Here is a 9,881-nt window from a genome sequence, read left to right on the forward strand (position 1 = left end):
CGGCGGCCGACACGGCGGTGAGCGCCTGGCGGGCGGCACCGGGCGTGCCGCCGGCGCCGAGCAGCGCGGACATCTGTTCCAGCCCAGGGTCGCCGAGCTCGGCGAGCAGCTCGTCGTTCAGTGTCATGGCACCTACCCGTTCGGATCGCTCATCCCGGGAACGTGCCCACCGCAGCGCCCGGCTACGTACTGGCCTTATCCAAGTCAGCGGAAAGCCCGGTGTCCTTCGCCGGCTTGGGCTCGCCGGCGAGCCCGGCGGCGGCGTACGCGCCCGCCTCGTCGAGGGTCTCGTGCTCCAGCAGGGCGTGGGTGATGGCGTCGAGCTTGTCGCGGTTCTCGCTGAGGATCCGCACGGCGCGTTCGTAGCACTCGTCGACGATCCGGCGCGCCTCCTCGTCCACGACGGCGAGCATGGCGGGCGAGGCCTGCGGCGGCTGGCCGTCGTTGGGCAGGATGGTCAGCGGGCCGACCTTCTCCGACATGCCCCAGCGCCCGACCATGCCGCGGGCGATCATGGTGACCTGTTCGAGGTCGTTCTCGGCGCCGGTGGTGATGACGCCGAACACGACCTGCTCGGCCGCCATCCCGCCGAGCGCGCCGGTGATGCGCCCGCGCAGGTACTCCTCGTCGTAGGCGTAGCGGTCGGTGTCGGGGGTGGACAGCGTGACGCCGAGCGCCCGCCCGCGCGGGATGATCGAGATCTTCCTGACCGGGTCGGCGCCGGGCTGGAGCATGCCGAGCAGCGCGTGCCCGGCCTCGTGGAAGGCGGTCCTGGTGCGCTCCTCCTCGGGCATCACGATGCTGCGGGCCGCGCCGAGCTGCAGCTTCTCCAGCGCGTCGGCGAAGTCGGCGATGCCGACCTTGTCCTTGCCGCGCTTGGCGGCCAGGAGCGCCGACTCGTTGACGAGGTTGGCCAGGTCGGCGCCGGTCATGCCGGGGGTGGTCTTGGCGAGCTGTTCGAGGCCGACCGCGCCGTCGAGCGGCACTCCCCTGGTGTGCACGCCCAGGATGGCGGTGCGCCCGGCCGCGTCGGGCAGCCCGACCTGGACCGTACGGTCGAAGCGTCCGGGCCGCAGCAGGGCCGGGTCGAGGACCTCGGGCCGGTTGGTGGCGCCGATGACGATGACGCCCTCGGCCCCGGAGAAGCCGTCCATCTCGGTGAGGATCTGGTTCAGGGTCTGCTCGCGCTCGTCGTGGCCGCCGATGCCGCCCGCGCCGCCCCTGGCCCGGCCGATGGCGTCGATCTCGTCGATGAACACGATGGAGGGGGCGACCTTGCGCGCCTCCTCGAACAGGTCGCGCACCCGCGACGCGCCCACGCCGACGATCATCTCGATGAACTCGGAGGCGCTGGCGGAGAAGAACGGGACGTTCGCCTCGCCGGCCACGGCCCGCGCGAGCAGCGTCTTGCCGGTGCCGGGAGGGCCGGCCAGCAGGACGCCCTTGGGCAGCTTGGCGCCGAGCCTGCGGTATTTGTCGGGGTCCTTCAGGTAGTCGACGACCTCGACCAGCTCGTTCTCGACCTCGTCGATCCCGGCCACGTCATCGAACGTGACCCGCACCTGCCCGGCCTCGACCGGTTTGGAGGACTTCGACCTGCCCAGGCCGCTCAGTCCGCCGCCGCCCCCACCCATCATGCTGGCGCCCCTGCGCATGATCCAGATCCAGAGCCCGGCCAGCAGCAGGACGGGCAGCAGGGACAGCAGCAGGTTGAGGAACGTGCCGCGGCCGCTGGTGATCGGGTCGGCCTTGATGTTCACCCCGGCGCTGGACAACTGCTGGTAGAGCTGGTCGCTGTTGGCGAAGGCCGGGATCTCGGTCTTGAACTTGGTGTACGAAGCGTTGCCGCTGTCGGGGTCCTTGGCCGCGCTCTTCAGGTCGCCCTCGACGGAGAAGCCGGTGGCGTAGATCTCCTTGACGTTCTTGGCCGTCACCTGGCTGGTGAACTGCGTGTAGGAGATGGTCTCGACCTGGCCGCTGTCGAAGAAGGACGACACCAGGAAGAACACCGCGTACACGGCGAGCAGCGTGATGACGAACCGCCACCAGTTGATCTTCGGCCGGTTGCCGCCGGGCAGGCCCTCCGCGCGCCAGGGCGGTTTGGGCCGCTTGCCGTCGGGCGCCTGCGACTGCCCCTGGCGCCCCTGTGACCGTTCGTGCGGCTGCCCCGAACGCCCCCGCGCCCGCGCCGACCGTTCCTGCGGCTGCCCTGAGCCTTCCACGGCGTCACTCCCCCACCTCGCCGCTTTCGTGATCTCTAGCCTAGAACACGCACCCCTGAGACCACGCGCGTGATGTCACGCCACTTGGTGCGCTGCGAGTCCGGCACTGTCACGAACGCCAGCCCCGGCTTGGCCATTCCCCCGTCGACCACGACGACGGCCGCGCGCGAGACGTGCTTGCCGTACTTGACCTGGTAGGTGAGCAGCCAGCCGCGCTTGACCGGCTGGGAGGCCAGCCAGCGGATCTTGGCGTGCTTGGGGTGGTGGTTGAGCGTCCAGCGGGCGGCCAGCAGCGCGCTGTCGCGCGCCGACTTCTGCTTCTCGATCGGCAGCGGGCAGGTCACGAACATGCCGCGCAGCTTCGAGCCGCGCTTGAGCGGCAGCACCTGCTTGCTGGTGAACGGCGCCGCCTTGTGCGCCTTCCACGGCGAGGACAGCACGGGCACGGCGAGGCCGGTCCGCTTGTCCTTGTAGACGCGCTTGCCGGGCTTGGCCAGGTGCAGCCGGTCGGGCTTCTTGGGCAGCTCGGGCAGCCGGGAGTCGGCGTACAGAGCCTCCATGGCCGTGTAGCCGGGGGCGAGGGACCTGCCGGGCTTCGGCGTGGGCGTGGCGGAGGGTTCCGTGGAGGACGCGGCCGTGGCGGTGCCGATGGCGTTGGGCCCGGAGCCGCCCGGATCGGACGCGATCGATCCGGACGCGCTGACGGACGGGGCGGGTCCGGACGAGGCCGGCACGGTCGATGGCGCGGCAACCGGCCGTGCTGCGACCTCGTCCGGCCGCAACGGGAGCACCATGACCAGCGTGGCAGCGGCGACCGCCAGAACGCCCGCCACCGCAAGCCCCCGGTATACGTCCCGCATCCGCAGATCGCCGATGCGAGAGCGCTTAGGCGGGGAAGCAGGGGTTCCCGGTCTGGCTGCAACCCTCACAAGGGAACCGTTGGTCCCATCATCCCCATCGAGCACGATCGGGAGCGTACGACATATCACGCCATTCCGCTTGCGAAGCGGCCGAAGTGTCATCATGGCGTAGTGGAACAGGTGGAACTCCATTTCGACCCAGCATCCAAAGCCTCCCAAACCCATACAAATCTCTCCGCCGTACGACGGGACGCGACCGGCCTGTGGATAGCGGGCGACGAGACCGCCACCATCGAGCACCTGGCCTGGACGGGCGAGCACTACGCGGATCAGCGCACCTTCCGGCTGGCCGACTACGTGCCCCTGCCCGCCGGCCCCGACGACGAGGCCGACATCGAGGGCCTGGCCCGGGCGAACGGCTACCTGTGGGCCGTCGGCTCGCACAGCCTCAAGCGCCGCCGCGTCAGGTCGAAGGACCCGGCCAAGGCCGTCAGGCGGCTGGCGACCGTGCTCCGCGAGGAGAACCGCTTCATCCTGGCGCGGCTGCCGCTGAACCCGGTCACGAACGCCCCGGCGCGCGGGGCGGTCATGTCGGGCAAGGACAACATCGCCGCCCATCTGGAGGGCGATCCGCACCTGGCGCCGTTCCTGGCGCTGCCCGGCAAGGACAACGGCCTCGACATCGAGGGCATCGCGGTCGTGGACGAACGTGTCTACCTGGGGCTGCGCGGCCCGGTGCTGCGCGGGTGGGCGGTGGTCCTGGAGATCAGCCCGGTCGAGACCGAGCCCGGACGGCTGCGGCTGCGCGAGCCGTACCGCAAGCACTTCCTGGACCTGGGCGGGCTGGGGGTGCGCGACCTGTGCCCGCACGGGCGCGACGTGCTGCTGCTCACCGGCCCGAGCATGGACCTGGACGGGCCGGTGAGGGTGATGCGCTGGCGGGTGCGGAAGGCGGGCGAGGTGGTGCCGGCCGGCGAGCTGGAGACCGTCGCGGAGCTGCCGTACGGCATCGGCTGCGACCACCCCGAGGGCCTGGCCGTGCTGGAGGACGGCAGGCTGCTGGTCGTCTACGACAGCCCGTCGCCGGCCCGCATCACCCCGTCCGGCGGAGTGCTCGCCGACATCTTCAAGATCTGACCCGCCCGTACAGCCAGGGCGCGTCCGCGACGAACGTGCACGAGCCCGGCTCGATCTCGGTGAACCCGGCGTCGCGCACGACGGGCAGCCCGGCCGCCACCATCGACGCGAAACGGGCCTCCCCGGCGGTGCGCACGCTCACGGCCAGGCCGTTCGCCCGCCAGGCGGCCCGCTCGTCGCGCTCGCTGGCCCACCAGGCGAGCTGGGCGGCGTGCCCGGCCTGCGCCATGGCCTTGCCCGCCGACATGTCCAGCGCCGAGTTGGCCCACAGGATCGGCGGCTCGGCGGCCCCCGGCTCGGCGCTGTCGGTCAGCTCGGTGCCCGACACCTGGAGGCGGGCCAGGTCGCGCGGCCAGTCGTCCAGCGGCACGGGCGGGTGGACGCGCACCTCGGCCGTGCGGTGCTCGACCGTACGGCCGGGCAGCGCCAGCGCCCGCCGCCACTCGGCGCCCCTGGCCCGGCGCACCACCTTGCGGATCTTGCCGGTGGACTGCCAGGCGGCCAGCTCCTCGCCCCACTCCCCCGGGTCGTCCAGCAGGCTCAGCACCGCCATCGCGGCCGCCTCCAGCGCGTCGGTGCGCTCGGGCGGCGCCGCCCGCTCGATCCTGACCACGAGGGGCAGGACCATCAGTTCGCTCATACTCGTTTAGCATGCCCGATCGCCAGGGACATTCCGGTCGCCAGGAGGCAGAGCACGCCGGAGCCGTACCAGGCGAGGTCGTAGGCGCCCATGTGGTCGCGGGTGACCCCGGCGACGACGGCGATGATCGCGGCGCCGATCTGGTGCGAGGCGAACACCCACCCGAAGACCACCGCGCCGTCCGGGCCGTAGATCCGGCGGCACAGCGCCACGGTCGGCGGCACGGTCGCCACCCAGTCGAGCCCGTAGAACACGATGAAGATCAGCATGCTCGGCTCGGTGGTGGCCGCGAACAGGCTCGGCAGCACCATCAGCGACAGCCCGCGCAGCCCGTAGTAGACGCCGAGCAGGATCTTGGGGTCGACCTTGTCGCTGAGCCAGCCGGAGGCGATGGTCCCGGCGATGTCGAAGATCCCGATGACCGCCAGCAGCCCGGCGGCGACCGGCTCGGCCATGCCGTGGTCGTGCGCGGCGGGAATGAAGTGGGTGCCGACCAGGCCGTTCGTGCTGGCCCCGCAGATGGCGAACCCGCCGGCGAGGAACCAGAACGCCCGAGTGCGGGCCGCCGACCTGAGCACGGTGAGCGCTCTGACGGCCGCGTTCACCCGCGAGGGCGCGGCGCGTACGGTGTCCGGCGACGCCCCCAAAGCGGTGGTGCCCACGTCCTCCGGGTGGTCGCGCAGCAGCCACCACACGAACGGCACCACGACCAGCGCGGCGGCGGCCACGGTCAGCGAGGCGACCCGCCAGCCCGGCCCCTCGGCGAGCTGGGCGAGCACGGGCAGGAAGATGAGCTGCCCGGTCGCCCCCGCCGCGGTGAGCACGCCGGTGACCAGCCCGCGGTGCCGGACGAACCAGCGGTCGGTCACCGTCGCGACGAACACCAGCGCCATGGACCCGGTGCCCAGCCCGACCAGCACCCCCCAGAACAGCAGGAGCTGCCAGCTGGCCGTCATCAGCACCGTGAGCCCGCTGCCGGCCGCCACCAGCAGCAGCGCGAGGGACACCACGCGCCGCATCCCGAACCGGTCCATCAGGGCGGCGGCGAACGGCGCGGTCAGCCCGTAGAGCACGAGGTTGATCGACACGGCGAGGGAGATAGTGCCCTTGCTCCAGCCGAACTCGGCCTGCAGCGGGTTGATCAGCACGCCGGGCGTGGCGCGGAACCCGGCCGCTCCGAGGATGGCGACGAACGCGACTGCCGCGACGAACCAGGCCCGGTGCAGGCGCCTGGTCGCGGTGGTGGTGCTGAGGGTCATTCGCCAATCCTGATTTATCGCCGCTTGTCGCCGTGAGTGGCCGGAAAGCCAATATATGAAAGAATCCGGCCATGCCGCACCGCGTCGCCGTCCTCGTCCTGGACCACTTCGCCCCGCTCGACCTGGGCATCCCCGGCCAGGTGTTCTGGTCGGCGGAGTCGCCGTCGGGCGAGAAGCTCTACGAGGTCGTCACCTGCTCGCCCGGCCGCCGGCCGGTCCGCTGCTCGGCCGGCTACAGCGTCCTGCCGGACCACGACCTGGACGTCCTGGGGACGGCCGACACGGTCCTGCTGCCGGGCATCCACGGCGGCCAGGTGATGAGGAACGGCACGATCGGCCCCGGCCTGCGCGACGCGCTCCAGGGCCACGAAAGGATCATGTCCATCTGCACGGGGGCGTTCGTGCTGGCCGCCGCGGGCCTGCTGGACGACCGCCCGGCCACCACGCACTGGCGCGAGGCCGCCCGGTTCTCCGCCCTGTTCCCGCGGGTGCGGCTGGACCCGTCGGTGCTGTTCATCGACGACGGCGACGTGCTGACCTCGGCGGGCGTGGCGTCCGGCATGGACCTGTGCCTGCACGTGATCAGGCGCGACTTCGGCGCCGAGGTGGCCAACCGGGCGGCCCGGCGCTGCGTGACGCCGCCGTGGCGGGAGGGCGGCCAGGCCCAGTACATCGACCGCCCCTTCCCCGACCCGACGGGCGCCACCACCGCGCCGACCCGCGCCTGGATGCTGGCGCACCTGGAACGGCCGCTGGACCTGGAGGCGCTGGCCCAGCACGCGAACATGAGCGTGCGCACCTTCACCCGCCGCTTCCGCGAGGAGACCGGGCTGAGCCCGTCGCGGTGGCTGGCCAAGCAGCGGGTGGACCACGCCAGGCACCTGCTGGAGACCACCGACGCGGGGGTGGAGGAGGTGGCCCGCCGCGCGGGGTTCGGCACGACGGTCTCGCTGCGCCAGCACCTCCACGCGGCGGTCGGGGTGGCGCCGCTGACCTACCGCAGCACCTTCCGCGCCCGTGAGGTCACTCGAACAGGTCCGGCTGCTCGCGGATGATCTGGTCGTGCAGGGGCTGGTAGTTGATCCAGCCGACCAGGTCGTTGCCGATCTGCCGGTGGGTGAGGGCGGCGTTGTCCGGCTCGATGAACACCGGCTCCCCCGCCGCCTGCGCCACGAGCTGCACCTGCGCCGAGCGTTCCATCGTGATGAACCACCACGCCGCCGCGTCCACCGTCTCGCCCACCGTCAGCAGCCCGTGGTTGCGCAGCACGACCGCCTTGTTGCCGCCCAGCGCGGCGGCGATCCGCTTGCCCTCCTCCAAGTCGGTGACCACGCCCGTGTAGTCGTCGAAGAGCGCGTTGTCCTGGTAGAACGCGCAGGCGTCCTGGGTGAGCGGCTCGATGACCCGGCCCAGCGCCGACAGGGCGCGCCCGTACACGGAGTGGCTGTGCGCGGCGGCCACGACGCCGGGACGGGCCTGGTGCACCTGCGAGTGGATGGCGAAGGCGGCCTCGTTGACCGGGTAGCGCCCCTCGACGACCTGGCCCTCGTGGTTGACGAGGATGAGGTCGCTGACCCGTACGTGCTTGAACGACATGCCGAACGGGTTGACCCAGAAGTGGTCGGTCAGCTCGGGGTCGCGGGCGGTGATGTGGCCCGCGACGCCCTCCTCGAAGCCGAACTTGCCGAAGATCCGCAGTGCCGCGGCGAGACGTTCCTTGCGGTGGCGCCGCTCCTCCTCGACGGTCTCGAACGTCGGCGGGAGGCGGAAGATCAGGTTCTCCGGCATGTCGCTCCTCAGGATCCGAACCAGGTTCTGACGGCCTCCTCCAGTGTGTCATCGGGCGTGCCCGCCCAGGCGAGGTAACCGTCGGGCCGCAGCAGCAGCGCGTCCGCGGGCGGCTCGGCGCACTTGACCCTGACCACCTCGACGCGGTCGTCCGGCGGGAGCCCTCCGGCCAGGTCGAGCAGCAGCGGACGGCCCGACCGCGTGAGCGTGGCCAGCGGCGTCGGCTCCAGGTCCAGGTCCGGGACGAAGCGCCCGGCGAGCGGGTGCCCGCCGCCGGAGCAGACGACGTCCGCCCCCGACATGAGCGCGGAGATCCGGCCACGGGCGCTCTCGTCCCGCAGCAGCTCGCCGAACACCTCACGCAGCGCCGTCACCTCGGGCCCGGGAGCCATGAGCGCGAGCTGCGCCTTGCTGTGCGTGGTGACCCGCTCGGCGGCCGGGCGCCGCTCCCGCTCGTAGGTGTCGAGCAGGCCGGGCGGCGCGGTCCCCCGTACGGTGGCCGCCAGCTTCCAGCCGAGGTTGGCCGCGTCCTGGAGGCCCAGGTTCAGGCCCGGGGCGCCGACGGCCGAGTGGACGTGCGCGGCGTCGCCCGCGAGCAGCACCCGCCCCTCCCGGTAACGATCGGCGACGCGCGTGTCGCGCCCGCTCAGGCGGCGCAGCAGGTGCGGCCCCGGCCCCGGCGGGGGCGCCATCGGGACGTCGGCGCCCAGCACGCGGGCCAGGCTCTCGCGCAGCTCACCGATGCTCATCTCACCGCCCGGCTCCGGCCCGTCCCACTCCATGCAGCTGACCGTCAGGACCTCGGCGCCCATGGGCAGCAGCGCGTACGCCCCGCGCTCGGTGCGGTGCCAGGCCCACAGGCCCAGCGTGCCCGCGCCGGGCACCTCGGCCTCGGCCCGGTCCGGCCGGAGCGTCGCGCCGGGCAGCACCACGTGGGCGGCGCGCGAGGTGACGGCGGCCGAGGTCACGCCGGGGAACCCGATGCCGACGTGCTTCCTGACCATGCTGTGGGCACCGTCGCAGCCGACGAGGTAGCGGGCGCGCAGCCGCCCGCCGCCCGCCAGCGTGACGCTCACGCCGTCGTCGTCCTGGGTGAAGGCGGTCACCTCGCGCCTCCGCCTGATCTCCACGCCCAGCTCCAGGGCGCGCGCCTCGAACCGCTCCTCCAGCCGGGCCTGCGTGATGCCCAGCCCGTACATGGTGTTGTCCTGGAGGCCGGCCAGGTCCAGCGGCAGCGCCCCGAACAGGAACGCGGGGATCGGCCGCGGCCGTTCGCAGAGCCCGCGCTGGTGCAGCAGCCGGACGACCTGCCCGACGATGCCGTTGGCCTTGGGCGTCCGGCTTCGCTCGGGCAGCCGCTCCAGGACGACGGGCCGCACCCCGCCCAGGGCCAGCTCCATGGCGAGCATCAGCCCGTTGGGCCCGCCACCCACGATGACGACGTCAGCGGTCATGGGGCGCCTCCGGCATCCCGGCGGCGAGCTGCCGCAGCGCTTCGGTGATCAGCGGGACGAGCGGCGCCGGCGGCTCGACGCGCAGCCAGTGGCCCACGGCGGCCTGCGTGGCCGCGATCACCGCGGTGGCCACCAGGTGGGGGTAGAGATCACGCTCCAGGGAGGTGCCCGTGCGCTCGGCCACGGCGGCGGCCAGCTCGGCGTCGGCGGCGAACAACCCCTCCATGACGGGAGCGCCCGCCAGCAGCCGCAGCGCCTGCCTGACCTCGGGGGCGGGCGGCTGCGTGGCGCTCTCCCACGGGGCGAGCACGGCCCGCGTCAGCGCCTCCCACAGCGGCTCGCCCGGCGGGCGCTCGCGCAGCGTCCGCGCCGACTGCCTGACGCGGTCGACGTGGCGGGCGGCGATCGCCTCGTGCTTGCTCGCGAAGTAGTTGTTGAACGTCCGCGTCGAGACCCCCGCCGCCTCGGCGATGTCCTCGACCCGTACGTTGTCGAGGCCGCGCTCCAGGGCGAGCCGGAGC

At 72.7% G+C, this 9,881-nt stretch carries 9 protein-coding genes; 2 read left to right on the forward strand and 7 right to left on the reverse strand.

Going from position 1 to position 9,881, the window contains the following annotated elements:
- Positions 1-182 precede the first annotated feature (182 nt).
- On the reverse strand, positions 183-2,222 hold the full coding sequence (gene ftsH / locus KME77_RS12930; protein WP_219466304.1) for an ATP-dependent zinc metalloprotease FtsH: 2,040 nt from the start codon (positions 2,220-2,222) through the stop codon (positions 183-185).
- Positions 2,223-2,257: 35 nt separating this feature from the next.
- The gene (locus KME77_RS30275; protein ID WP_219466305.1) at positions 2,258-3,055 is read right to left on the reverse strand and encodes a hypothetical protein; all 798 of its coding nucleotides are present in this window, start codon (positions 3,053-3,055) and stop codon (positions 2,258-2,260) included.
- 198 nt (positions 3,056-3,253) lie between these two features.
- On the opposite strand from KME77_RS30275, the gene KME77_RS30280 reads away from it, so the two are divergent.
- Positions 3,254-4,219: a DUF3616 domain-containing protein gene (locus KME77_RS30280; RefSeq protein WP_308250685.1), complete on the forward strand. Its 966-nt coding sequence runs from the start codon at positions 3,254-3,256 to the stop codon at positions 4,217-4,219.
- Here the strand turns inward: KME77_RS30280 and KME77_RS12945 are convergent.
- A complete protein-coding gene (locus KME77_RS12945) occupies positions 4,209-4,859 on the reverse strand; it encodes a peptidyl-tRNA hydrolase (RefSeq protein ID WP_219466308.1) in 651 nt (216 codons plus the stop codon). The genes KME77_RS30280 and KME77_RS12945 overlap by 11 nt on opposite strands.
- Positions 4,856-6,118, reverse strand: a complete 1,263-nt coding sequence (locus KME77_RS12950; RefSeq protein WP_219466311.1) for an MFS transporter — start codon at positions 6,116-6,118, stop codon at positions 4,856-4,858. Before KME77_RS12950 ends, KME77_RS12945 begins: the two co-directional genes overlap by 4 nt.
- A gap of 71 nt (positions 6,119-6,189) precedes the next feature.
- On the opposite strand from KME77_RS12950, the gene KME77_RS12955 reads away from it, so the two are divergent.
- On the forward strand, positions 6,190-7,173 hold the full coding sequence (locus KME77_RS12955) for a GlxA family transcriptional regulator (protein WP_219466314.1): 984 nt from the start codon (positions 6,190-6,192) through the stop codon (positions 7,171-7,173).
- Here the strand turns inward: KME77_RS12955 and KME77_RS12960 are convergent.
- From KME77_RS12960 to KME77_RS12970, 3 genes are all read right to left on the reverse strand, one after another.
- The gene (locus KME77_RS12960; protein WP_219466316.1) at positions 7,142-7,906 is read right to left on the reverse strand and encodes a class II aldolase/adducin family protein; all 765 of its coding nucleotides are present in this window, start codon (positions 7,904-7,906) and stop codon (positions 7,142-7,144) included. The genes KME77_RS12955 and KME77_RS12960 overlap by 32 nt on opposite strands.
- Before the next feature lie 8 nt (positions 7,907-7,914).
- Positions 7,915-9,360, reverse strand: a complete 1,446-nt coding sequence (locus KME77_RS12965; RefSeq protein WP_219466323.1) for an FAD-dependent monooxygenase — start codon at positions 9,358-9,360, stop codon at positions 7,915-7,917.
- Positions 9,350-9,881 (reverse strand): TetR/AcrR family transcriptional regulator (locus tag KME77_RS12970; RefSeq protein WP_219466326.1); only part of this gene is annotated, 532 nt, incomplete at its 5' end. The genes KME77_RS12970 and KME77_RS12965, both read right to left, overlap by 11 nt.

Source organism: Nonomuraea rhizosphaerae (assembly GCF_019396405.1).
Lineage (GTDB): Bacteria > Actinomycetota > Actinomycetes > Streptosporangiales > Streptosporangiaceae > Nonomuraea > Nonomuraea rhizosphaerae.

Excerpts from the sequence above, each read along its gene's own strand:
- KME77_RS12945 (WP_219466308.1), bottom strand. The coding sequence starts at position 4,859 with ATGAGCGAACTGATGGTCCTGCCCCTCGTGGTCAGGATCGAGCGGGCG.
- KME77_RS12950 (WP_219466311.1), bottom strand. The coding sequence starts at position 6,118 with ATGACCCTCAGCACCACCACCGCGACCAGGCGCCTGCACCGGGCCTGG.
- KME77_RS12955 (WP_219466314.1), top strand. The coding sequence starts at position 6,190 with ATGCCGCACCGCGTCGCCGTCCTCGTCCTGGACCACTTCGCCCCGCTC.
- KME77_RS12960 (WP_219466316.1), bottom strand. The coding sequence starts at position 7,906 with ATGCCGGAGAACCTGATCTTCCGCCTCCCGCCGACGTTCGAGACCGTC.
- KME77_RS12965 (WP_219466323.1), bottom strand. The coding sequence starts at position 9,360 with ATGACCGCTGACGTCGTCATCGTGGGTGGCGGGCCCAACGGGCTGATG.